19 protein-coding genes are annotated in these 24,649 nt (G+C 43.2%); 9 read left to right on the top strand and 10 right to left on the bottom strand.

Annotation, left to right across the window (positions count from 1 at the left end):
* Positions 1 to 529: 529 nt before the first annotated feature.
* From EL341_RS03055 to hutC, 7 genes are all read right to left on the bottom strand, one after another.
* A complete protein-coding gene (locus tag EL341_RS03055; RefSeq protein ID WP_232036585.1) occupies positions 530 to 2,227 on the bottom strand; it encodes an electron transfer flavoprotein-ubiquinone oxidoreductase in 1,698 nt (565 codons plus the stop codon).
* Between the two features lie 49 nt (positions 2,228 to 2,276).
* Entirely contained in the window at positions 2,277 to 3,230 is a 954-nt protein-coding gene (locus EL341_RS03050; RefSeq protein ID WP_047779998.1) for an electron transfer flavoprotein subunit alpha/FixB family protein, read from the bottom strand.
* Between the two features lie 18 nt (positions 3,231 to 3,248).
* Positions 3,249 to 4,007, bottom strand: coding sequence for an electron transfer flavoprotein subunit beta/FixA family protein (locus EL341_RS03045; RefSeq protein ID WP_047779997.1), 759 nt, complete (start codon positions 4,005 to 4,007; stop codon positions 3,249 to 3,251).
* 68 nt (positions 4,008 to 4,075) lie between these two features.
* A complete protein-coding gene (locus tag EL341_RS03040) occupies positions 4,076 to 5,515 on the bottom strand; it encodes a purine-cytosine permease family protein (RefSeq protein WP_074820278.1) in 1,440 nt (479 codons plus the stop codon).
* Positions 5,516 to 5,646: 131 nt separating this feature from the next.
* The gene (locus EL341_RS03035) at positions 5,647 to 6,786 is read right to left on the bottom strand and encodes an acyl-CoA dehydrogenase family protein (protein WP_074820280.1); all 1,140 of its coding nucleotides are present in this window, start codon (positions 6,784 to 6,786) and stop codon (positions 5,647 to 5,649) included.
* On the bottom strand, positions 6,776 to 7,966 hold the full coding sequence (locus EL341_RS03030; RefSeq protein WP_047779994.1) for a CaiB/BaiF CoA transferase family protein: 1,191 nt from the start codon (positions 7,964 to 7,966) through the stop codon (positions 6,776 to 6,778). Before EL341_RS03030 ends, EL341_RS03035 begins: the two co-directional genes overlap by 11 nt.
* A gap of 799 nt (positions 7,967 to 8,765) precedes the next feature.
* On the bottom strand, positions 8,766 to 9,506 hold the full coding sequence (gene hutC / locus EL341_RS03025; RefSeq protein ID WP_047782483.1) for a histidine utilization repressor: 741 nt from the start codon (positions 9,504 to 9,506) through the stop codon (positions 8,766 to 8,768).
* Between the two features lie 468 nt (positions 9,507 to 9,974).
* On the opposite strand from hutC, the gene EL341_RS03020 reads away from it, so the two are divergent.
* The 8 genes from EL341_RS03020 to EL341_RS02985 all read left to right on the top strand — a co-directional run bounded on the left by EL341_RS03020 (position 9,975) and on the right by EL341_RS02985 (position 21,017).
* A complete protein-coding gene (locus tag EL341_RS03020; RefSeq protein ID WP_047779993.1) occupies positions 9,975 to 10,457 on the top strand; it encodes an ureidoglycolate lyase in 483 nt (160 codons plus the stop codon).
* A gap of 121 nt (positions 10,458 to 10,578) precedes the next feature.
* The gene (locus tag EL341_RS03015) at positions 10,579 to 11,391 is read left to right on the top strand and encodes an IclR family transcriptional regulator domain-containing protein (protein WP_047779992.1); all 813 of its coding nucleotides are present in this window, start codon (positions 10,579 to 10,581) and stop codon (positions 11,389 to 11,391) included.
* 166 nt (positions 11,392 to 11,557) lie between these two features.
* On the top strand, positions 11,558 to 13,339 hold the full coding sequence (gene gcl, locus EL341_RS03010; RefSeq protein ID WP_047779991.1) for a glyoxylate carboligase: 1,782 nt from the start codon (positions 11,558 to 11,560) through the stop codon (positions 13,337 to 13,339).
* 13 nt (positions 13,340 to 13,352) lie between these two features.
* Positions 13,353 to 14,132, top strand: coding sequence for a hydroxypyruvate isomerase (gene hyi, locus EL341_RS03005; RefSeq protein WP_047779990.1), 780 nt, complete (start codon positions 13,353 to 13,355; stop codon positions 14,130 to 14,132).
* Between the two features lie 129 nt (positions 14,133 to 14,261).
* Positions 14,262 to 15,149 (top strand): 2-hydroxy-3-oxopropionate reductase, encoded by an 888-nt coding sequence (gene glxR / locus EL341_RS03000; RefSeq protein ID WP_047779989.1) that lies wholly within the window; start codon positions 14,262 to 14,264, stop codon positions 15,147 to 15,149.
* 99 nt (positions 15,150 to 15,248) lie between these two features.
* Positions 15,249 to 16,601: an MFS transporter gene (locus EL341_RS02995; RefSeq protein WP_047779988.1), complete on the top strand. Its 1,353-nt coding sequence runs from the start codon at positions 15,249 to 15,251 to the stop codon at positions 16,599 to 16,601.
* Between the two features lie 187 nt (positions 16,602 to 16,788).
* The gene (locus EL341_RS02990; protein WP_074820284.1) at positions 16,789 to 17,958 is read left to right on the top strand and encodes a glycerate kinase; all 1,170 of its coding nucleotides are present in this window, start codon (positions 16,789 to 16,791) and stop codon (positions 17,956 to 17,958) included.
* A gap of 611 nt (positions 17,959 to 18,569) precedes the next feature.
* Positions 18,570 to 21,017, top strand: coding sequence for an autotransporter outer membrane beta-barrel domain-containing protein (locus tag EL341_RS02985; RefSeq protein ID WP_074820286.1), 2,448 nt, complete (start codon positions 18,570 to 18,572; stop codon positions 21,015 to 21,017).
* Between the two features lie 57 nt (positions 21,018 to 21,074).
* On the opposite strand, the gene EL341_RS02980 is transcribed toward EL341_RS02985, so the two are convergent.
* Both EL341_RS02980 and EL341_RS02975 read right to left on the bottom strand, forming a co-directional pair.
* Positions 21,075 to 21,548, bottom strand: coding sequence for a hypothetical protein (locus EL341_RS02980; protein ID WP_047779985.1), 474 nt, complete (start codon positions 21,546 to 21,548; stop codon positions 21,075 to 21,077).
* Positions 21,541 to 22,323, bottom strand: a complete 783-nt coding sequence (locus tag EL341_RS02975; protein ID WP_126466983.1) for a winged helix-turn-helix domain-containing protein — start codon at positions 22,321 to 22,323, stop codon at positions 21,541 to 21,543. The genes EL341_RS02980 and EL341_RS02975 overlap by 8 nt, the downstream gene beginning before the upstream one ends.
* Before the next feature lie 817 nt (positions 22,324 to 23,140).
* Between EL341_RS02975 and EL341_RS02970 the strand changes: the two genes are divergently transcribed.
* On the top strand, positions 23,141 to 23,332 hold the full coding sequence (locus tag EL341_RS02970; RefSeq protein WP_126466981.1) for a hypothetical protein: 192 nt from the start codon (positions 23,141 to 23,143) through the stop codon (positions 23,330 to 23,332).
* A gap of 632 nt (positions 23,333 to 23,964) precedes the next feature.
* Here the strand turns inward: EL341_RS02970 and EL341_RS02965 are convergent.
* A complete protein-coding gene (locus EL341_RS02965; RefSeq protein WP_164720434.1) occupies positions 23,965 to 24,618 on the bottom strand; it encodes a fimbrial protein in 654 nt (217 codons plus the stop codon).
* Positions 24,619 to 24,649: the final 31 nt, after the last annotated feature.

Below are 24,649 nucleotides of genomic sequence, written 5' to 3'. Positions count from 1 at the left end.
GAATATAATATCACCAAAAACAAAACACCCAATATAATAGATCGAGATAACACAAATAACAGAATCATTAATCTTAAAACAGCAATAAATCAAATTAATCGATCGACAAAAAGATAAAAATCAAAATTAAAGATCTAAAATAAAGAAATATATGTATTTACTGATGGACCATTAATAACCATCAATTCACCAATTAGTTAGTTCCATTATTAGTTAACGCCATTAAATATTAATTATTAAATAATATTTATTTCCTGATATTTTTTAAATTCAAAGGCGTGTTGATAGGTTAAATATTAAAAAATGAATTATCACGCCTCAAAATAATGCACACTAAACATCATTTAAATACTGAATTGTTTTTTTAATGTCTATTCCGAATACTGCCGCATGTTTATTTGGCTATGCCTGCCGCAGGAAAATCGGCCAACCGTTCTCGGTACCATAGAATGTAAAAAAGACGTCAATTGACGTCTTTTTTATACCTAAAATCTCAGTTCTCCACCCACACACAAGGGTACAACAATACTCACATCCCCTGATAAATAGGCCCTTCCCCGCCCTGTGGCGCGGCCCAGGTAATATTCTGGGTCGGATCTTTAATATCACAGGCTTTACAGTGCAGGCAGTTTTGCGCATTAATCTGTAAATAGGGCTGTTGTTGATCTTCAACAATCTCATATACCCCCGCAGGACAATAGCGGGTTTCCGGTGCGGCATAATCGGCTAAATTGACGGCGATGGGAATTCTGTTATCCGTTAGCTTTAGGTGACAAGGCTGGTCTTCCTGATGATGGGTATTCGACAAAAAGACCGATGACAAACGATCAAAAGTCAGCACACCATCGGGTTTAGGATAATGTATCCGTTTAGCATTCACCGCCAACTGTAAGGCTTGGTGATCGCGTTCAGTCAGTTTCAGCGTCCAGGGAACACGGCCTTTAAACAGCAATTGTTCGGTGCCAAACAACATAGAACCCCAATAGAGCCCTTTTTTCATATAAGGTTTGAAATTTCGCGTTTGGTACAGTTCTTTATACAACCAGCTTTCCTGAAAGCCCTGCTGGTAAAGCGTCGATAGCGTCGTTTCATCGACTGAATCTTGGTTTTGCTGATGAGCTTCCAATAACGCCTGAAAGGTCGCTTGCGCGGCTAACATGCCACTTTTTATAGCGCAATGGCTGCCTTTAATTCGTGCCGCATTAAGAAACCCGGCATTGTCCCCTAACAAAGCACCGCCTTTAAAACTCAGCAATGGCAATGAGGAGAGTCCACCGGCAACCATTGTTCTGGCACCGTAACTCAACCTTTGTCCATTCTGTAAAAAGGCGCTAATCGCTGGGTGAGTTTTCAAGCGTTGAAACTCTTCAAACGGCGACAGATAAGGATTGGCATAATTCAGTCCGACGACTAAGCCAACAGAAACCAGATTATCGCCATAGTGATAAAGGAAACCGCCACCGTAGGTATCATGGCCCAAAGGCCAGCCGGCACAGTGGATCACTAATCCTGGCTGATGTTGTTCAGCGGGAATTTGCCAAACTTCTTTTAGCCCCAGACCATAGGTCTGAGGGGCACTTTGGCTATCTAAGGCAAACTTCTCAATCAGCATTTTGCCTAATTGGCCACGGCACCCTTCAGCAAACAAGGTGGTTTTAGCCAGTAAATTGATTCCCGGCTGATACTGGGCGGTTGGCTGACCGGATTTATCGACCCCTTGATCACCGGTGACTACGCCAATCACTGCCCCTTCATCATTATATAAAACATCACTGCCGGTAAAACCGGGGTAAATCTCCACTCCCAACTGTTCGGCCTGTTCAGCCAAACCAGCACAAATCAGCCCTAAACTGCCAATAAGATTGCCGTGATTGGTAAAGCAGTCAGGCAATAGTTTTTGCGGAATGCGGGTTGCTCGTCGGTCGTTTAAAAAGAGAAAACGATCTTCCGTCACTGGCGTTAGAGGAACGGCCAGCGTCTGCTGCCAGTCGGGTAATAGTTCATTCAGAGCAATAGGATCGATAACGGCACCCGATAAAATATGTGCGCCAATACTGGCACCTTTATCAATCAGACAGACTGAAAGAGAATGTTGATGTTGTGCGGCCAGTTGTTTTAAATGAATGGCCGCAGCTAATCCAGACGGCCCTCCGCCAACGATTAACACATCAAACTCCATTGATTCTCGTTCAGGCTCATTAGCAAGGGGCTGTTGACTCAAGTTCATATTTCCTCCTGACAAAGAATGATCTGCTGCCGTTAAAGCCACACCGGTGCTAAACCAGTGCTTTTTCTAATTCGGGTAAAATCTGGAATAGATCGCCGACAATACCGTAATCCGCAATTTGGAAAATCGGTGCATCTTTGTCTTTATTTATCGCCACAATCAGTTTGCTTTCTTTCATTCCGGCGATGTGCTGAATCGCCCCTGAAATCCCCACGGCAATATACAAATCAGGCGCAATGATTTTTCCAGTTTGTCCCACCTGATAATCATTCGGTACATAACCCGCATCGACGGCGGCTCTTGAGGCACCAATCGCCGCCCCTAATTGATCGGCAATTTTCTCAATCAATTGGAAATTCTCTTTGGAGCTCAAGCCGCGTCCACCGGAAATAACGATTTTTGAGGTGGTCAGCTCAGGACGGGAAAACGGCGTTAATGATTGACTAATGTGCTGTGATACCCCAAAAACGGCAGCGCCATTGACGCTTTTTATTGGCGCATTCTGTTCACTATATTTCGCCGGAGAGAAAGCGGAGCAACGAACGCTAATCACTAACTGATGCCCATTGTTCTGTACCGTTTCCAATGCATTGCCGGCATAAATTGGGCGGACAAAGGTTTGTGCATCGCAAACTTGGGTAATATCAGATATCTGCGCCACATCCAGCGTCGCCGCCAGCCGTGGCGCAATATTTTTGCCATAGCTGGTGGCCGGGAAAATAATATGACTAAAGCCAGTAGCCAATGGCACAATGGCTTCGGTGACCTCTTCCGCCAATTGACTGGCGTAGTGTGCTGCATCACAAACCAATACCTGACTCACACCGGCAATGCTACGGCCCATTTCTGCCGCAGCCTGACACTGATAACCCACCACTAACAGCTGTATATTAGCGCTTTCCGCTGCTGCTATTTGTTGCGCAGCGGTAACTGCATTCAATGTACTGCTTTTTAATGTTTTATGGTCATGTTCAGCGATCACTAAAATCATGGAATTGCTCATTTTCAGTGCCCTCTTGAGTTAAATCGCTTTATGTTCTTTTAAAACAGAAACCAGCTGTCCCGCATTTTCTAACCACTCACATTGCGCATGACGTTTCACTGGTTCTGATACTTTCAAAGTTGTTAGCTGATTAATTGGCGCAAAATTCAGCGAATCCAGAGGGAGGACATCCAATGGCTTATTCTTGGCTTTCATAATATTCGGCAGGCTGGGATAACGAGGCTGATTTAAGCGTAAGTCAGCGGTGACTACGGCAGGTAATGTCAGAGCCAGCGTCTCCAGCCCACCGTCAATTTCTCGAGTTACTTCAATATGTTGGCTATCCGTTATATTGAGTTTCGAGGCAAAGGTTGCCTGACCACATTTTAATAGTGCCGCCAGCATTTGACCGGTCTGATTAGCGTCATTATCAATCGCTTGTTTACCTAATAAAATCAGTTGAGGTTGAACTTGCTCACTGACGATTTTCAGCAGTTTAGCGATATCTAACGGCTCAAGGGGTATCCCATTCACATTGTCGATCAAGATAGCGCGATCCGCCCCAAGCGCGAGTGCACTACGCAATGTTTCCTGAGTGAGTTTATCGCCGATCGATACGGCGATAACTTCAGTCGCTACCCCGGCTTCTTTCAGACGTACCGCCTCTTCCAGTGCGATTTCATCAAATGGATTAATGGACATTTTGACATTGGCGAGTTCAACGCCTGAACCATCCGCTTTAATACGTATTTTAACGTTATGGTCAATAACCCGTTTTACGCCGACTAATATTTTCATTTAATACCCCTTCATTTTTACTGTCGTCAAAGAACGATGAAAAATAGAGCTCGATAACATCAATACGGCTAACGGTTGTCAGGCAATATCAGTGCCGGTGCTACCGATGGAGGCCAGATCTTGGTGACGAAGTAATAAATCACACCGGTGACCACTAAACCGACAATCCAGGAAATATCCGTACCACCAAGGTCATCCACCAGCGCACCGGTATAAAAACTGGTGGCAATAAACGGTAATTGAATGAGCAGCCCCAACAGGTAGGTAATAATGCCGGGCATATTCCAGCGACCATAACGACCGTTTGGATCTGACAGAGCCGGTAAGTCATAGCGACCTTTGGTCACCAGATAGTAATCCACCAGGTTAATGGCGCTCCATGGCGTGAAAAATGCCAGCAGGAACAGGAGGAAAGCGGTAAAAATCTTGAGAAATGAATGCTGTCCTAGCAACGCTAACAGGGTAGAAAATCCCACCATCATGATAATAAAAAACAGGCGTAGCTTAGGTGATACGCTTGGTTTACCGCGAAATCCGCTAACAATCGTGGCCAGAGACATAAAGCTACCGTAAGCATTCAGTGCAGTAATCGTTACTTTGCCAAAGAAAATGCCAAAATAGAGCAATCCCGCAATTAATCCGGTACTACCAAGACTCACGATGTACGTCACCTCATGACCAGAAAACCGATCGCCGGCCAATGCCGCAGCAAATACGCCCAGCACCATTGAAGCCTGGGTGCCTATCACCGTACCTAACCCTACCGCCAGAAAAGCTTTAACGGTGGAAGTCTTACTCGGCAGGTAACGTGAGTAGTCCGCAACATAAGGGCCAAAAGCAATTTGCCAAGAGGCCGATAAAGACATCGCTAATAAGAAGTTAGCCAGTGTAAAGTGACGATTGCTGAGTAGCGCTTGTATGTCATATCCATACAGGATTTTAAAAAACAGATAAAAGAAAACCACTATCCCGACTACGCTGGCGACTTTACCTAAAATATGAATCACCCGATAACCGCAAATGGTGATGCCAATAATTACCGCACCAAAAATCAGCACGCCAAACCAATTACTGACGTTGACCAGTTGAGCAATGGCCTGTCCCGCCAGCACGGTACCACCGGCGGAGAAACCAACATACATAATACAGACTAAAATAATCGGCAGTACTGCGCCGTAAACACCAAACTGCACGCGACTTGAGATCATTTGCGGTAAGCCGAGCTTCGGTCCCTGTACCGCATGCAAGGCCATCACACATCCGCCTAAAATCTGGCCGATCAATAACCCAATCAAAGACCAGAACACATCACCGCCGAGTACCACCGCCAATGCACCGGTAACAATCGCGGTAATCTGCAAGTTAGCGCCAAACCATAGGGTAAACTGACTGAATAGACTGCCGTGTCGCTCAGCTTCAGGAATATAGTCAATGGAACGTGACTCAATCAATGGGGCTCCCTGAGATGGGAGTATTGTCTCTTGTTGTGAATTCTCAACAATGGCCATGATATATGCTTCCTCTCGTTATCTAACAGACTCGGGTGATGTTGCCTTTTCTTATTGTATTACCCAGCTCAGGAAAGCGTTGAGCACACTCACCGTCCGTCATCTAATGATGACGTAGTGAATGACGCCGCTCATCGGCTGTTCAATAAGCTACGGGAAATAATGATTTTTTGTACTTCAGACGTTCCCTCGAAGATACGTAGAATGCGTGCATCGCGTACATAACGCTCTAAAGGTAGATCACGAATGTAGCCATAACCACCGTGTAGCTGTAATGCTGCATCGGTAACAAACCCGGCACACTCTGCGGCAAACAGTTTTGCCGTCGCTGAATCAAGGCTAAAGCGTTGGCCACTATCGCGTTTTTCAGCGGCTTGCCAGGTCAACATGCGCGCGGCCTGTAAACGAGTATGCATATCCGCCAGGCACCACTGGGTTCCTTGATAGGCCATTAACAGCTTTGAACCAATTTGCCGATCTTGTACCCATTGCAAACTGCTTTCCATGGCGGCACGAGCAATGCCAAGAGACATGGCGGCGACCTCAACGCGACCTCGATCCAAAACTTCCATGGCCGTTGCAAATCCATGCCCCTCTTTACCCAATAACGCTGAGTCTGGTAACCAGCAATCTAATGCCAGTTCATAGATGGTACTTCCCCGTAGCCCCATGGTTTTTTCCGGACTGGAAAACGTAATACCGGACGTCCCCTTAGGGATAATAAAAGCGCTGATGCCGTTATGGCCTTCTGAAGGCGCTGTTTTGGCATACAGCACAATAAAATCGGCTTCGCGGGCGTTGGTAATGTAGTGTTTGTTGCCCTGAATATGCCAACCGTCGGTTTCACGTTTCGCCACCGTGCGCATATCCGCGGGGTTAGAGCCCGCCGCCGGTTCAGTTAAGGCAAAAGCCCCTAATAGCTCACCGCTGGCGGCGCGAGGCAACCAACTGTTTTTTTGCTCTTCGGTTCCACCAATCAAGATGGAATCAGTAGCTAAAAAATGGGCGGTCAACGCAGATGCGGTGGAGGCACAAGACGCGGCAATCGCTTCAACCGCCTGACTCATCGCCACGCTACTGACGCCAAACCCGCCATAGGCTTCCGGTAAATTAATGCCCATACAGCCCATTTCACCCAGCGCCGTTAAACTCTCCTGACAGAAGATTTCATTCTCATCATAATGTTGCGCCTGAGCCTTCAAAATATCCTGCGATACGCTCTCAACCGCATCAACAATGGCGCGTTCTGTTTCATTAATTTCAAAGCTCATGAGTTGCTCCTGTTAGTAAAGAGTGAGCCGGAACACCGTATAGGCTATTTGCTTCCCCTAATTGCGGTGCTCGGGTCGTAACGTGGGGTTTATGGCCGTTAAAGAATACCGGCTGTACAACCAGAGGTTTACCTTGATCCGCCGGCTGCACCAGTAACTGACGAGCTTGAGCATGCTCACTCTCCGTTACCTGCGCCAGATTATTGATTGGCGAGGCAGGAACCCCGGCTTCTAATAACAGATCGCATAACTCGGCGACGTTGAATGCTGCCGTCCAGTGTTCTATTTTCTGCTTTAACAACTGCTCATGTTGAGTTCGGCTGGCGTCATCAATAAAGCGGACGTCATTCGCCAATTCAGGCTGCCCCATACATTCACACAAACGCAGGAACAGGCGCTGACTGGCTACGGCAATCACCACCAAACCATCGGCAGCACGGTAAGTATCAAAGGGGGTTGAAACAGGATGGCGATTACCAATCTGGCCCGGTGCACTACCGTGGGCAAACAGATTAGATAACCCCGTGACCTGCATACTGACCAGCACATCTAACATTGCCACATCAATATATTGGGCATCAGGATGATGACGTTCCCGGGCAAATAATGCGCTACTAATGGCCCAGGCAGCATAGATCCCGGCACAAACATCGCCTAATGACTCACCGCTACGGGTGGGGCCAGTTGCCGGAAAACCGGTAACGCTCATTAATCCAGACATCGCCTGAGCAATAATGTCGTAGGCTGGATGCTTCGCCAGAGGGCTATGCTGACCAAAGCCGGAAATGCTGGCATAAATCAATCGAGGGTTATATTGCTTCAAGGTATCGAAATCGATCCCCAACCGCTGTGTCACGCTGGGACGGAAATTTTCTACCACCACGTCGACATCGGCGACCAGCTGATAAAAATGCTGTTGGTGTTGCGGAGATTTGAAATCCAGTTCAATGCTGCGCTTACCACGATTAATCAGTCCGTAGTAAACGCTTTCACCGGAGAGAAAAGGCCCTAAATGTCGGCTGTCATCACCGTGCTTTGGCGCCTCAACTTTAATCACTTCCGCACCAAGGTCGGCCAACATCGCTGTACAATAAGGCCCGGCCAAGACCCGACTCAAGTCCAGTACCCGCACGCCACTCAGTGGCTGGTAACGTTCTGTTTGCTGTGTTTCTTTCGCCATATCGTTCTCAATGCTCCGCTGATACAAGTAAGACTATGTACTCGTTTGAACTCAGACGGCTTTTCAATGAGTTTGCTAAAAGGCCGCTATTCCATAAATGAGTACGGTTCTATTACGCCATTGACAGTCGTAACGATGTCCCTTAGTTACGGATAAAAACCAGCAGTAAAACCCGATATAACAAGCAAGGTGTCAAGCAATGCAACCATTGATTAACATATAGTTGTATATACATGCATATTCAATAAACGCTTATCTGGCCATTTACCGGCAAAGCATGACGCACCCTGATGAAAAAAATTAAATAGCTATTGATTTACATGATATTAAGTGAAATCACACAGCAAGCGCGGTGACTTATTACCACGATTTCTATTAAAAACAGCCTAAAAAATTAATTGAATTTGCGGCACAAATCACAAATAAAATAAACATAAATTTAACATTTCAAGTCAAAGGAAAAAGTAAGCGCTAGACATGGTGGTTTTGTCATTCATTGATCACTTAGCCATTAGCCTGACTAGCGAGAAGAACAGAGGAAAGAATCGCTCATGTTGTGTATCAGAACACAACCATAAGGCAGTATGAGCTCGGCAATAGAACCAATGAGCAGATGCTCATCGGCTAATTTTTCAGGAGAAATAAATAAAGTATTGGCTTGGACATTCTTAATTTACTGCTTAATACCAAAAAGCCTCGTGGGTAATCCCAATAGATTGAGCCTGAGACAGACTAGCCATCGTCCTTGAAAATCACCCTAGCACCTGTCAGCCATTCATGGCATCACCAACGGCATCACTTATGACATAAAGTGCCCTTTTAGGCGATGACGTGAACCGGGATATAAGAGCCTGGCATAACTAACATGATGCTGCTTTGACCAAGTACGACGACAAATCAGCAGACAGGGCTCATGGGGAGCCAACTGTAACCATTTACTTTGTTGAGCAGTTGCGGATACCGCCTCAACGATATGCTCCCCTTCGGTCAATGGCGCCACCAAATTGAGATAAATATTCGGCGTCAACTGAGTGAAATCCTGTTTTAGATAATCCGGTGCGATTGCTGGATTCACATAGCGATCCTCGATCTGAATGGGCACCTCATTTTCATAATGGATAATCGTCGAGTGGAAAATTTCACTACCGGGCAAGATATTTAATGCCATAGCCTGCTCTCTGTCGGCTACCGTAGCCTGATGCAACATCACATCACTACGATGTTGATGATGTCTGGCAAGAATTTCATCCGCAATATTCTGGATTTCAAACAGAGAAGATTGCCTTTTAGGTTCGGCCACAAAGGTGCCGACTCCCTGCATTCTGATGAGTAATCCTTCGGCAGTCAGCTCACGCAGAGCCCGATTAATCGTCATGCGACTAAAACCCAATAATTGAACTAGCTCTGTTTCAGAAGGTACACGATCGTTGGGACGCCACTCACCGCAGAGAATTTTATCCGCCACCATCTCTTTGACTTTGGCATACAGCGGGAGTGGTCCAGACTGCTTTAAAGCGAGTTTTCCTACCTGAAGTGTCATCATCTGAACTCCTGTGATATTGCAATCATCGAGTATATTGTGATTTTAATTCTAGTGGCTGTTACGCAACCTGTATGTATCGCTGGGCAAAAATCGTGATCTCCCCCGATGATATGCCTAACGATAAAGAAGCAGAGTGACAATGCATGGTGAATTAAGGTGCTAAAAACATCAATTAATGGCACCGCTACGCGACAAATAACAACATGATAAATTGAATAAATGCTCCTTCAGCACCCAATCCCCCTGCGATTCAAAAACACAATACATTGATAAATAAAGAATTAAATACATCACATGATTGAATTGTGTGCTGCACATCTTATTTTGGAAAATATTTCCAATTTATATCTGGTTTAAAAAAAAAAGCTTGGTACAGTAATTAAGCAACAGAAATGAAATATAAGGCTTCGACCATCCAGTTAAACCGGATAACAGCACATTTTCATATAATTAATGAGGTATATCATGAAGTTAGAAGTAGAGGTTCTTACGCGTGAAGCGTTTAAACCTTATGGTGACGTGATACAAATAGAGGGAGCCAGTTCATTTTTTATTAATGAAGGTATGACTGAACGGTTTCATGACTTAGCCAAAGTTGAGTTCTTCGAGCAAGACCGGGTGTTAATGAGCATTAATAAGGCTAAACCTAGCCCAATGCCCATTAAAGTTTCATTACTGGAAAAACACCCATTGGGGACTCAGGCATTTATGCCGCTTAGGGGAGAGAAGTTTGTCATTATCGTGGCACAGCCAGGAGAAGATATTGACACCAATACACTACGCGCCTTTATTACCGATGGTACTCAGGGAGTTAACTACCATTGTGGCGTGTGGCACCACCCTCTTTTTGCCTATCAAAAAGAGACCGAGTTTTTTACCGTTGACCGCGCAGGGGAAAATAACTGCGTAGTCAAAAAGTTGCCAAATGTGTACGAACTCGAACTTTAATATCAGTTTATTCCGGGAACTAACGACAGTCAGGTGAAAATTGAATACTATTGTCGTATCAATGAATCATCCAGCATGAAAAGGCTATTCCATGAATAGTCGGTTACCGGAGAGTTAAGTCATGAACGCAACAGGACGAAGAGGACGCCCCGCTCAGGCTAACGCAGCCCCACAAAAAGGGACTCAAGCATTAGAACGAGGCATTGCCATACTGCAATACTTGGCTGAATCGGGAGGGAGTGCATCTGTGACCGTATTATCAGAAAAGTTAGATCTTCCTCTATCGACCTCTTTCCGACTGCTCAAGACCCTTGAGAATGCGGGATTTATTTATCAGGATGCTCAGCTTGGATGGTGGCATATTGGGTTAGGATTATTTACTGTCGGCTCATCCTATTCGCGCAATAGTGATGTAGTTTCAGTGGCCAGACCCTTTATGAGGAGGCTGATGGCGCTATCTGGTGAAACGGCTAATCTGGCTATCTGTAATTCTAATGAGGCGGTTCTTATTAGCCAATGTGAATGTCAGTCGATGATTAGAATGTGTGCACCAATAGGCAGCCGCTTACCGCTACATGCTTCCGGCGCAGGGAAAGCGCTAATTTATTCGCTTCCTGAAGAAGAAATTCTGGAAGTCATTGTGAGTAATGGATTAAAAGTCTTTACTGACAATACGTTAAATAGTTTTAACCAACTGATACAGGATTTAGCACAGTCCAAACAACGTGGATTTAGCATTGATAACGAAGAACATGCAATAGGGTTAAACTGCATTGCTTCCGCAATTTTTAATCAGAATCATGATGTTGTCGCATCAGTATCCATATCAGGACCGAGTACCAGAGTAGTACAGGAAAGGTTTGAAGAGTTAGGTAAGTTAGTACATACCACGGCACAAAATATTAGTACCGCATTAGGTTATCAACCGGTTTGACGCAGTCACCGCCGTAGGTAGCTTAGTAGTATGTCACTGAATTAAATGTAATTTTATACTGTCCGCCAGTCATAGCGGTTTTTTTTAAGATTTTTACAAGTTGGAAAATAATTCCAACAAAGTAATTAGTAAAGTTTAAAACACTCAGTGAATAAGGTGGTTAAAAATGGCAAAGATGAGCGCAGTAGAAGCAGCAATGCACGTACTGGAAAAAGAAGGAATTACCGTCGCTTTTGGCGTTCCAGGAGCCGCGATTAACCCGTTTTACTCGGCAATGAATAAACACGGGAAAATTCAGCATTATTTGGCCCGGCACGTAGAAGGTGCGTCCCATATGGCCGAAGGCTATACTCGCGCTAATCCAGGTAATATCGGCATGTGTTTGGGTACATCTGGCCCGGCTGGCACCGATATGATTACCGGACTCTACTCGGCCATTGCCGACTCGATTCCAATTCTGTGCATCACCGGACAGGCTCCTCGTGCCCGCTTACATAAAGAAGACTTCCAGGCGGTTGATATCGAGTCCATTGCTAAACCGGTAACCAAAATGGCCGTTACCGTATTGGAACCGGCACTGGTTCCCCGCGTACTACAGCAAGCATTTCACACCATGCGTTCAGGACGCCCGGGCCCGGTACTGATCGATTTACCTTATGATGTTCAGGTCGCTGAAATTGAGTTTGATCCGGACAGCTATGAGCCGATTTCCGTTTATAAACCAACGGCAAGCCAACAGCAAATCGTTAAAGCCATTGATATGCTGATGTCAGCAGAAAAGCCGCTTATCGTCTCGGGCGGTGGGGTTATCAATGCGGATGCTTCAGCATTATTACAAGAATTTGCTGAAATCTGTCAGGTTCCGGTTATTCCTACCCTGATGGGTTGGGGCACAATCCCTGACGATCATCCGTTAATGGCAGGTATGGTTGGGCTACAAACATCACATCGTTATGGTAATGCGACCTTACTGGCATCAGATTTAGTCTTTGGTATTGGTAACCGCTGGGCAAACAGACATACCGGCTCGGTTGATAAGTATGTTGCTAACCGCAAAATTATCCATATCGATATCGAACCAACCCAAATTGGTCGAGTACTCTGCCCCGATCTGGGCATCGTTTCCGATGCTAAAGCCGCACTTGAGCTACTGGTTAGCGTAGCCAAAAAAATGAAAGCAGAAAACCGCATCCCTGACCGCTCCGCATGGGTTGAAGAGTGTAATCAGCGTAAACGCACGATGTTACGCAAAACTCACTTTGATGATGTGCCGGTGAAACCGCAGCGGGTTTATGAAGAGATGAATAAAGCTTTTGGTCGCGATGTCTGCTACGTCACCACCATTGGTTTATCACAAATTGCCGCGGCGCAAATGCTACACGTCTTTAAACCTCGCCATTGGATTAACTGTGGTCAGGCCGGTCCTTTAGGTTGGACAATCCCATCGGCCTTGGGTGTGTGTGTCGCTGACCCAGCACGTAAAGTCGTTGCTATCTCGGGTGACTATGACTTCCAGTTTATGATTGAAGAGCTGGCCGTCGGTGCGCAATTCAAACTGCCTTATATCCATATTTTAGTGAACAACGCCTATTTAGGACTGATCCGTCAGGCTCAGCGCGCGTTCGATATGGATTACTGCGTACAGCTGTCATTCGACAATATTAACAGCAGTGAAGTAAACGGGTATGGCGTCGATCACGTTAAAGTCGTCGAAGGATTGGGCTGTAAGGCCATCAGAGTATTTAACCCGGACGATATCCAGCCTGCATTAGTCAAAGCTCAGGCGTTAATGAAGCAGTTCAGTGTTCCGGTAGTGGTTGAAATTATTCTTGAGCGAGTCACCAATATTTCGATGGGTGGCGAGATCGACAATGTTAATGAGTTTGAGCCAGTTACTGACCGGATGGAAGATGCACCAACCGAAACCTGTTTTATGAAATATCAATAAAAGGGATCTTATCATGCTTAAATTTTCAGCTAACTTATCAATGCTGTTTACCGAATATGAATTTATGGATCGCTTTGCCCACGCTGCCAAAAATGGATTTAAAGCGGTGGAATATATGTTTCCATACGCCTATTCCAAACAGCAGCTGCGGGATCAGTTAGATGATCATAACCTGACCCATATTTTGCATAATTTACCTGCGGGAAATTGGGAACAGGGAGAACGAGGAATTGCCTGCTTACCTAACCGAGTCTCAGAATTTCAGGATGGTGTTGGCGCCGCTATTGAGTACGCCAAACTACTTGGTAACGATAAAATCAACTGCCTTATTGGTAAAACGCCGCAGGACGCCAATAAGCAATTGGTCGATCAAACGGTGATTGATAACCTGAGTTTTGCCGCTAATGAGTTAAAAAAAGAGAATATCCAGCTATTAATTGAACCGATTAATAACTATGACATTCCCGGCTTTTATTTGCAGGGAACCGAGCAAGCGCTGGATTTAATCAAATCAGTTAACTCTAATAACCTTTATGTTCAATACGATATTTATCATATGCAAAGAACTGAAGGTGAATTAGCTGAAACCGTCGCAAAACATTTAAATAAAATAGGCCATATCCAAATTGCCGATAACCCAGGAAGAAATGAACCTGGCAGCGGTGAGATTAACTATGAGTATTTATTCTCACGCATTGCTGAGCTCGGTTATAAAGGATGGATAGGCTGCGAATATAAACCCAAGCAGTCAACGGAAACTGGGCTGAAATGGCTTAAAAAATATCAGCTCTAAATAGCATTAAAAACTAGCCACATATTAATCATTAATTATCTCTCTGGGATAAGGATACTTATTAATTCATTTTTATGTGGCTAGAAAAATTATTTAACTTAAAAATTAACGTTCGCACGAGGTAATAACATGAAAATCGGATTTATCGGGCTAGGGATTATGGGTACGCCAATGGCTGGTCATATTCTTGCGGGTGGCCATCAGCTACACGTCAATACCATCGGTGATGTTCCATCTACGCTGTTAAGCGCGGGTGCCAAGGTCTGTGCTACTGCCCGCGAGGTTGCCGCAGCCAGTGATATCATTTTTATTATGGTGCCGGATACGCCGCACGTTGAAGAAGTTTTGTTCGCCGAGAATGGCTGTAGCGAAACTGACCTACACAATAAAATCATTGTCGATATGAGTTCCATCTCACCTATCGAAACCAAAAAATTTGCAGAAAAGGTTCGTCAGCTTGGTGGTGAATATCTGGATGCTCCGGTATCCGGCGGTGAAATCGGTGCTCAACAGGCATCCCTGACCATCATGGTCGGCGGTAAACCAGAAGTATTTAATCAAGTTAAACCGCTGCTTGAACTAATGGGTAAAAATATCACCCTGGTTGGTGATAATGGTGACGGACAAACCTGTAAAGTAGCTAATCAGATCATTGTGGCACTCACCATTGAAGCGGTATCCGAAGCCCTGTTATTCGCCGCCAAAGCCGGCGCTAACCCGGAAAAAGTGAAAAATGCCCTTATGGGTGGTTTCGCCTCTTCCAGAATATTAGAAGTGCATGGTGAAAGGATCATTAAACGCAACTTTGAACCAGGATTCAAAATAGCACTGCATCAGAAAGATCTAAAACTAGCCTTACAGGGTGCCAGTATATTAGGCATCAGCCTGCCGAATACTGCCACATGTCAGGAATTATTTAATTCGTGCGTGGCTAATGGTCGCGGACATCTGGACCATTCAGCAATGGTTAATTCATTAGAACTCATGGCCAATTATAAAATCAATCATCCCGCATGATTTTTATAATTAATATTAAAGTCGTATCACATTACGACTTTAATATTTAATCTCATTAAAATTAGCTACAGCTAATTACTTGTAGTAAGGAGTTGTCAAATGGAAATAAATAAGCCCCTGGAGGCTGAATCAATCCCATCAACCCTTCATGTTGAAAAAGATGCAATTTATTCAAAAATAGCCTGGCGGATCATGCCAATCCTACTGATTAGCTATATTGTCGGATATCTCGACCGCGTAGGAATCTCATTTGCCAAGTTCCAGATGATGCCTGATTTATTAGGTAGCAATGTCGGCATGGCTGAAACGGTATATGGCTTAGGTGCCGGTGTGTTTTTTATCGGCTATATCATCGCCGGAGTGCCCAGTAATATTTTACTCAGCCGCTATGGCGCCAGACGGATCATCGCCTTTCTGATGATTGTTTGGGGCACTATTTCAATGTTAACCATGTTTATTACCACGCCGACGCAATTCTATATCGCCAGATTTCTACTGGGGATTGCGGAAGCCGGATTCTATCCTGGTGTTATTCTCTATCTAACCTATTGGTTCCCATCCAGCCGCAGAGCCAAAATGACGGCACTGTTCGTTTGTGGCATTCCTATCAGTAATATTATCGGCGGTCCACTGTGCGGATGGATTATTGAAAGTATGGACGGGTTAATGAATCTGTCCGGCTGGAAATGGTTATTCTTTATCAGTGGGCCTCGGGCATTGATTACCGCTCTGGTGATCTTCCTGTTCCTTGATAATACCTATAGCAAAGCCAAATGGTTGACCAAAAGAGAAAAAGACTTAATTGACGAGGATATGAAAGAAGCCAAGCGTCAACAAAGTACCTCATGTAACAGCGGTAAAGAGTGGACAACCAAAGAGATGCTGAAGTCCTGGAACTTTAGCAAAATGTCTCTAATTTGTTTTTGTACCGTTATGGGGCAAGGCGGGCTGGCATTCTGGGTACCAACCATCATTAAAGACACCGGCGTTGAGTCAGTATTCGATGTTGGGGTGATGACCATGTTCCCTTATATGCTGGCGGTGGTCGCCATGCTATGGGCGGCTCGTAGTTCAGATAAATACCGAGAAAGACGATGGCATATGATAGTTCCCTTCCTGATTGCTGCCGTTGCGCTTATCTGTATTGGTCTGTTCCAGGACGATAAAACCGCCGTCATGATCGCTTTATGTGTCGCCGTTGCAGCGAGTCTGGTACCTTCACCGCTATTTTGGAGTTTACCTAACGCGATATTTACCGGTGGATGTGCAGCAACCTGTATTGCCCTGATTAACTCTTTTGCTAATATTGGCGGGTTTATCTCTCCCTATATTATTGGCTACTTTAAAAGTATCAGCGGCGACAATCTATTAGCTATGTGTATCTTAGCTTTAATGATGATTTGTGGCGCAATATTAACTTACACCGTTCCAGCTAAATTAGTTAACAAATAGAAAACTCAGTAAAGAAAGTCGAATAGTTATATATTTTTAATCATAGATAATGAATGTATCTATCGGCTACTGCTGGAAATTTTATACAAATTTAAGAATTGATAGGCAACATCTGAATTAATATTCGTATTAATTCAGATGTCCGAACTATTGCGTTTATTTATTCCTGATAAGGAATCCAGAAAATATGAAAATAGTTATTGCCCCTGATTCATTTAAAGAAAGCCTGACATCTCAAGAGGTCGCCACGGCTATTGAGTCAGGATTTAAAACGGTATTTCCTCATGCTGAATTTATTAAACTGCCCATTGCCGATGGCGGCGAAGGAACGGTTGATTCATTAGTTGCTGCAACGCAGGGACATATTGAACATTTAATCGTTACCGGACCTATTGGTGAACAAATAGACAGTTTTTATGGCATCACCGGAGACGGTCAATGTGCCATTATTGAGATGGCTGCCGCCAGTGGATTAATGCTGGTTCCCACTGCTCAACGTAACCCAATGGAAGCCACCAGCTATGGCACCGGAGAGTTAATTACCTCAGCATTGGATAAAGGCATCAGACATCTGATTTTGGGGATTGGCGGAAGTGCTACCGTTGATGGCGGCATCGGTATGCTACAGGCGCTGGGCGTCAGATTTATGGATAGCCATTTGAAAGATGTTCCTTTTGGCGGCCATGGACTAGAGCGTTTAGCACATATTGATATCAGTGAATTAGATCCCCGAATCCACGAGTGCAAAATTGATATTGCCTGTGATGTCAATAATCCGCTTATTGGTGAATTTGGCGCTGCTCAGGTATTCGGTCCACAAAAAGGCGCAACGCCGGAAATGGTCGAACGGTTAGATCGCGCTTTAACCAACTATGCTGATGTGATTAAGCACGAGCTCAATATCGAATCCCACTATATTCACGGCGGTGGGGCAGCCGGAGGAATGGGCGTAGCCGCCAAGGTGTTCCTTAAAGGTCGTTTACGTTCCGGTATTGATATTGTGATTGAAGCTATCGGTCTGGAAAAAGAACTGAACAATTGTCAGTTGGTGATTACCGGTGAAGGCTGTATCGATGGGCAAACCACTGGCGGTAAAGCGCCAATTGGCATCGCTAAGTTAGCCCAGCGTTATAACATACCAGTGATTGGTTTTGCCGGTATATTATCTGAAGGGGCAGAAGTTGTTCACCAACACGGCCTGGATGCCATATTCAGCATCCTGCCACGGTTAAGCAAGCTGGATGATGCCCTCTATAGTGCAGGTGACAATCTCTATAACTGCGCCAGGAACGTAGCTGAAGCATTGCAAATCGGCCAAAAATTAACGCCTGCATACATGTCAAGCAAGGAACAATAATCGTTAATCAAACAAGAGGCTACATCATTTAATTGGGTTCAGTATCATGCTGAACCCAACAATACTTATTAGCCATTTATCAATCACTGATTGCCATCAGAAACCCAAACGCAAACGCAACCGGATAAGGTAAACAAACACAATAATAGCGCTATTCCCAGTCGTTTTATGCTCATCAGCAATCCCATCCCATTTTAGCTGGTTTACCGTACCCAGAATTTCTTAACCTATCTTTACGGCCTGTAATAGTAACTGGTCATTTCGACCAAAAACTAACGCATTAATATATTTTTTCATCGAGAGTAGCAAGGTGTAATTAAATAATATTATCTACATTCAGTTCAGCATCAGTCTGAAACCAATAAGCGTTACCCACTACTTACAACATATTAAGTTATAAAATATAATTAATATCAATTCAAAAAAGACACACCTTTATTAAGGTCAAATTGCCAGCAAATTTCTTACCGAATCAGTGATAAGACTTGCATGTATTCGATGCGTTGTAATAATATGCAGACCAATGAGTCAATTGGATTTGATTTAAATCACTACCAAGCAACAAATTGAATTAATCAGAAAACTTAAAGTTACTGAAACAGGGACGTATCATGAAGTATAATAAAACTCATCTTAGCCTTATTCTTGGCATGGGTATTTTAACCCCTTTACATAGCATGGCCATAACAATACTGGGCGACAAAGATTTTCCTTCATCGGGCGTCAGCTCAGAGCTAGATGAAATCAATATATTGACTACAATTACTGTTCCAACAATAACTACCTCTTCAGCAACCGCCCTTCTGGCCTCCAAAAATAATTTATCGATTAATAGCCCAAATAAACTCATCATTACTTCATATGCGGCTAAAAATCACGATTCCTCATACGGAATTAGAGTTGTTAATAGCCATTTAACATCGAATAGCGATCTGGACATTAATATTAAAGATGGCCTTGATAACCAAGGACGTGTCATATTTAACGATAAATATGGCGCAGCTATTCACCTTGATAACCAAGGACATGCCATATTTAACAATAAGGTTACGATTAATAATACCAGCAGTTCACTGGACACCTTTGTTGGCATTATGGCATACAGCAGTAATGCTGGTAGTTCTTCTGCCAAGTTTGAAGATGATGTCACCATTAATGCATTGGGATCCCGTAACTTTGGGATAGTCGTTCTAAATGACAATGATACGACTGGAAAAGGGGGAGAGTTAACCTTTAACGGTAAGGTCGCGATTCATATAAAGGAAACTGGCGGCGTAGGTATACTTGCAGAGCAAATGGAAAATGCCACCCCGAATTCAGGCGCTTCTATTTTATTTAATCAAGGACTGGACGTTGTGACGGAGAATGGACCAACCATTCGCGCATCAATGCATGGCTTAAATCTTACCATTAATGGCGACAGCCGTATTGTCTCAAAAAATACCGATGGTGGTACATATAATGCAATTCACGCTACCGCCGGCACCATTAATATTAATGGCAAAAGCACCATCGTTGGCAATATCTCAGGGTATAATACAGGCGTCATTAACTTAAATTTATTATCCGGTTCGACCGTGACCAGTACCATAGATAACCACAGCATCATCCCTAGACCGTCAGATCATCCTGTGGCTAAAATCAAGGTTAATATGGCATCTGGTGCTAGTTGGAATATGACAGGGAACTCCTATATTGATACCTTAAGCGGCAGCGGTACCGTCGCTTATCAAACCAGTAACACCCCCTATGGCCTACTGATGGTTGAAGATTTAAGTGGCTCAGGATCGTTTGTGATGCGTACCAACCTTGTTGGTGATGGCACCGGTAGCAATCAAGGGGATTTACTCAAAATTATCGGTACAACCTCAGGCAGTCATACGTTAACCGTGTTAAATAATGGCTCTGCTGCAACCAACGGTACCGAAACGTTAACGCTGGTTGAAACCTCTGATGGTAATGGCCAATTTGCCATGAATAGTAAGGTTGAATTAGGTGGATACCAATACGATCTGAGAAAAACCGGTAATAACTGGGAGCTCTTCGGTGCAGTCATTGAAACCGATCCGGGCACCGATCCGGAAATAGGTCCAGAGACAGGTCCAGAAACAGATCCGGGCACTGGCACTACTCATCCAGAACCAGAAATCACGACCACCGCAGACGCTAGCGCTAATTTTCTCAACGTTGGCTATCTGATGAGTTATGCGGAGAACCAAACCTTACTGCAACGCATGGGAGATCTGCGTCAGAATAGCGAGCACGGGAATATGTGGCTACGCGGTTTTGCCGGTAAGTTCGATTCATTTGCTGGCGGCAAGCTCAGTCAGTTTGACATGACTTATCAGGGCATGCAGATCGGCGTTGATAAACGACTCGCTATTGAATCACCGATCTTTGTTGGCCTATTTATGGGGCAAACTCAAGGTAGCCCGAATTATCGTTCTGGTGACGGCAGTACCAAATCCAGCAACGCCGGTCTTTACGCGAGTTATATTCGTCATAATGGCGCCTATCTGAATGCTACCGCCAAATATGCTCGCTTGAAAAACAGTTTTAACGTTAAAGACAGTCAGAATGAGCGAGTCAGCGGTAACGGCAGTTCAGACGGTTTAAGCCTTTCATTAGAGGGCGGCCATAAGTTTAATCTGAGTGAGACAAATAACGGTCTTTATATTGAACCTCAAGTTCAGTTTACCTATGGCCATCAGGCCGCAACAAACATTACTGCGTCTAACGGATTGCGCGTTGACCTAGGCAGCTATGAGTCAATGCTGGGCCGAGTCAGTACCTTATTTGGCTATGAGCTCAACGCTGGAGATAATCAAGTTAACGTTTATCTGAAGACCGGCTTGGTTCGCGAGTTTGATGGCAATGTGGATTATCGATTAAACGGTTCTCAGGAACAGCATACCTTCAAAGGTAACTGGTGGAATAACGGCGTTGGCGTCAGTGCACAGCTAAGTAAAGCACACACTTTCTATCTGGACGTTGATAGCGCTACCGGCAATAAGTTTAACCAGCATCAGGTGAATGGCGGCTATCGTTTTAGCTTCTAATTCTGCACTCAATATCATCATAGCCTCTGTTATCAGAGGTTATGATTAAGATAATAACTAATAAGTTCTGCTACATACAAAAACCGGCGATACGTCATCATAGATAATATAATCAACGACATTCAGTTGTTCGATACGAAAAACAGCCGTTCGATTACTTAAAAACTCCGGAAGAAGATCGTCTGAAGCCGTATCGTTGTTATATTTATCAATACGCCCCTGCTCTATTTGAATGCGGTTACCGGTACTCACATAGTTAAAATTAACTATTCTGGCAACTTTTGTGGGCTTTTTCGATGGGCTATCAACATAGCCATAAATATTAAATATTCCATGCTGGCTATCTTTAAATAATAAAGATATTTTTAAATTTTTATAAATAATCTCGTCGCTTACCTCATCAATATTTATTTCTGCTTTACACTCAAATTCGTTTAAATCAAGAGAGGTTGGTCTAAAAAAATAGAACATAGCGATACATACAAATAAAATCGCAATAATAGAAATAAAAAATAATTTAATCTTACCCATAATTTGTCTCATTAAAAAGATAGCTTTTGCATACTACATTATTATCTAAAACCTCAGGGCACTGAGCTATCATCATTCTTTTTTCGATCACTCTGGGCGTTTTGGCCGGATTCGCTTTATAGTAATAAAGGGTCGATTTTCTTTTACAATCGATAAAATGACTAGCCGCTAATTTATTTAAGCTGTTCTGCACCGTGTCTAAACCATAGTCATTAGACTGACCGTTCCATACCACCATAATATTACAGTTTTCAATTTTTCCTAAACGAACGGTTTTGCTAAATTCATGCTCTTTCTTCTGCTTCCAGTAGACAGCAAGAGAAATCACGGCAATAACAATCAGAAGAACGATGGCAATTTTCTTTTTGTTGGCAGGCACTTTAGGATTAAGCGGGATGGGTGCCTCTTCAACCTTAATTTCTTCGTCAACGCTACGATGTTCCTCATCAAAGCGCTGAATATGCTTAGCTTCAAAGCTAAAGCCGTGTTTTGGTATCGTCTTAATAATATCATCAATGCCCAATGTGCTAAGCGTTCGCCTTATGATAGAAATGTAGTTATTAAGATTATTTCCTGATGCTACTAAGCCTTTACTCTCCCAAAGCTCGTTCATAAAAAAATCACGTGATAAAGATTTTTGATTATTGATGATTAATAGTTCTAGCAGCATAGATGCCAGTCTTGGTATCGTCACTAACTCCCCAGGCTCCAAGAGTGACCACAAGGTTCCATCTTCCGGATTAAATCCCACTATGTCATCTATTTGATAATACATCTAAAAATACCTTTACCACACGTTTATTGACTCATACTAATCCATTTTAGCATAACTGAGAAATCTGCTTTATAAATGCCATGATTTGCTTACTATTAACAAATGATAATCATACCCTCATCATTATGCCTGCTTATGGGATGTCTCCTAAATTGTTATCGTTATCAGCTACCATAATATGTTGTAAACACAGCCATTATTTTTATTGTTTGTTGGATGTGTAACATTATGAAATATCTGGGTTAAAAAACAATACAATAGAATTTAAATCCAAAAAGTAAAATTTAACAAACTTTTAAACCAACCAACCAATTAATAACAACGACTATAATACAAAAAAATCCTTATATCACCACCACTTATGTATGCTGATAGACAGGAAGTGCCAAACACATTCTTTTAAACTTTAACAAACAGCATAAAAGCATCATATTTGGCGTTTACCACCTAATTATTCAGAGTTTAAATCTATTTATAATGAAAAAATATGCCAATTATCTATATTGATTTAATTTTGAAAACAAAAAACTATTGTTGCGTTTTTAATAATTGAACATAAACAACGATAAAATTATTCGGTATGATTTGTTGCATACGGTAAGAGATAAAAGGTAATTATCTCCCGCTATATGATGACCACATAATCAAACATTCTTATGCAATAAGAAATACGTGATAACGATAGTCATATTAATTAGCAAACCCCGATTATAAGGATATAAGAAACTACATAAGAAGAAGCCATAAATTAACTCAATATAAAATCATGTTGATCGTTATTCTTTAAGCCAAAAATAAATTCAAGAAGGTAAATAGTATGTGGAAACAATTAAAACCAACCGAATTACCAAAATGTAAGTATTGTGAAAAAAACACACACATCCGTAACCATGGAACAGGAAAAACAGGTGCCAGACGCTATCGCTGCATGCACTGTAATAAAACATTCCAAACCAAGTATATCTATACCACTTTCCCTTACAACGAAAGTAATCGGGTTGCCATGTAATAAATAAGTACTCTGTATTGCATTAAATTAAAATCGAACGAGGATTACTGGAAATATTCCAGCGACTGAGCTTGTCTATAATATAGATTTTATCAAGCTCCATGATAAAACTGACCCTATATTTATCTGACAAACTCAATATACGGATGTTTCAGCAGAAATCTGCGATTACCGTTTTCCAATTTAATACTGGTCGGTTTTAATAGTGCTTTAATCATATCAGATGGAAATACTCACACTTTTAACTGTAGCTACCATCTGAACATTGATGCTGAGGAGAGTCAGATTGAATTCTGCTCTATATATCAAACGTTGATATAACAGATTAAGTTAAGCACGATGCGGCCGATTAACGCATTCTGGTTGGCATTAAGCCTGTCTATATCAACGTTGAACTGATTCTATTGCCATCCCGCACTTTTGCTAGCCACTCACCTTGATGTCATGCTAGCTCATTATACAAAGTAGAAAGTCAACGTCAGGTAGCCAATTCGTCTTAATGTTCCAGATACAGTAGCTATGACTACTGTGGAATAAACGGTTCAATGATCTAACGGGGTACCCCCTGAAGCTATAACCTCAGGGGATTAAGCAATACCATTGGAGATAAAGAGTAACGCTCTTATATAGGGCTAATGATAACTAATGGTATACATGACCGAAGTATTGGCTTTGCCTGCCTGAATAGTTTCCTGATACTGGTAATAGCGCGCTTTTAACAGCACATCATAACTGGCACCATCAACCTGACTAAGCTGTATTGGAACCGGCCAACTTGTTCCCGTAAGAGGGTAAGCGGCTGAAATATCTTGCCGCGTTATTTGAACACCAATCCCAACCGCGGAACCCTCTTCACCGTCCAGATAAGCAACTTTTCTCCGCTCGTCAGAGCCATACACTGCCGTCAAAGCAAGCTTTATCTGATTCGGAATAGGTGCTTTATTACTGATAATGCCATCAACCGCTGAATACCCTAAATCCGAAGGATTAGGATAAGAGCCATAAAAAGGCGAGCAGTCTTTCAAGGTTATCTTAAAGTCTTGCCATTTAGTTGCAGAGCCAACTTTGGTAAAGTTGCTAAAATCATGCGTACCTAAACTAACGCTAACATCAGGTTGTTCAACCAGACAGGTACCGTTAACCACATTTAGCGTGCCCGAAAAACCTATCGTCAGAAAAATATGCTCATACTTAGTGGGTAAGATACCACCTTCTGAAAACTGAATGGTGGGGAAAGAAGACGCTAAAACCTGTGCAGATGAAGGAATAGGACCAGTCTTAACCAATCGTATCACTATATTTGATACATCAACACTA

It is taken from the genome of Pragia fontium, from assembly GCF_900638655.1.
Classification (GTDB): domain Bacteria; phylum Pseudomonadota; class Gammaproteobacteria; order Enterobacterales; family Enterobacteriaceae; genus Pragia; species Pragia fontium.
Note: the sequence above shows the minus strand (reverse complement) of the source record. Positions and strands in the feature narration are given on the sequence as shown.

Coding starts and splice junctions, on each gene's coding strand:
- EL341_RS02980 (WP_047779985.1), bottom strand. CDS start 21,548: ATGGGTAAGATTAAATTATTTTTTATTTCTATTATTGCGATTTTATTT.
- EL341_RS03015 (WP_047779992.1), top strand. CDS start 10,579: ATGAACGCAACAGGACGAAGAGGACGCCCCGCTCAGGCTAACGCAGCC.
- EL341_RS02975 (WP_126466983.1), bottom strand. CDS start 22,323: ATGTATTATCAAATAGATGACATAGTGGGATTTAATCCGGAAGATGGA.
- EL341_RS03020 (WP_047779993.1), top strand. CDS start 9,975: ATGAAGTTAGAAGTAGAGGTTCTTACGCGTGAAGCGTTTAAACCTTAT.
- EL341_RS02995 (WP_047779988.1), top strand. CDS start 15,249: ATGGAAATAAATAAGCCCCTGGAGGCTGAATCAATCCCATCAACCCTT.
- EL341_RS03040 (WP_074820278.1), bottom strand. CDS start 5,515: ATGGCCATTGTTGAGAATTCACAACAAGAGACAATACTCCCATCTCAG.
- EL341_RS03035 (WP_074820280.1), bottom strand. CDS start 6,786: ATGAGCTTTGAAATTAATGAAACAGAACGCGCCATTGTTGATGCGGTT.
- glxR (WP_047779989.1), top strand. CDS start 14,262: ATGAAAATCGGATTTATCGGGCTAGGGATTATGGGTACGCCAATGGCT.
- EL341_RS03030 (WP_047779994.1), bottom strand. CDS start 7,966: ATGGCGAAAGAAACACAGCAAACAGAACGTTACCAGCCACTGAGTGGC.
- EL341_RS03055 (WP_232036585.1), bottom strand. CDS start 2,227: ATGAACTTGAGTCAACAGCCCCTTGCTAATGAGCCTGAACGAGAATCA.
- EL341_RS02990 (WP_074820284.1), top strand. CDS start 16,789: ATGAAAATAGTTATTGCCCCTGATTCATTTAAAGAAAGCCTGACATCT.
- EL341_RS03050 (WP_047779998.1), bottom strand. CDS start 3,230: ATGAGCAATTCCATGATTTTAGTGATCGCTGAACATGACCATAAAACA.
- EL341_RS02970 (WP_126466981.1), top strand. CDS start 23,141: ATGTGGAAACAATTAAAACCAACCGAATTACCAAAATGTAAGTATTGT.
- hyi (WP_047779990.1), top strand. CDS start 13,353: ATGCTTAAATTTTCAGCTAACTTATCAATGCTGTTTACCGAATATGAA.
- gcl (WP_047779991.1), top strand. CDS start 11,558: ATGGCAAAGATGAGCGCAGTAGAAGCAGCAATGCACGTACTGGAAAAA.
- hutC (WP_047782483.1), bottom strand. CDS start 9,506: ATGACACTTCAGGTAGGAAAACTCGCTTTAAAGCAGTCTGGACCACTC.
- EL341_RS02985 (WP_074820286.1), top strand. CDS start 18,570: ATGAAGTATAATAAAACTCATCTTAGCCTTATTCTTGGCATGGGTATT.
- EL341_RS03045 (WP_047779997.1), bottom strand. CDS start 4,007: ATGAAAATATTAGTCGGCGTAAAACGGGTTATTGACCATAACGTTAAA.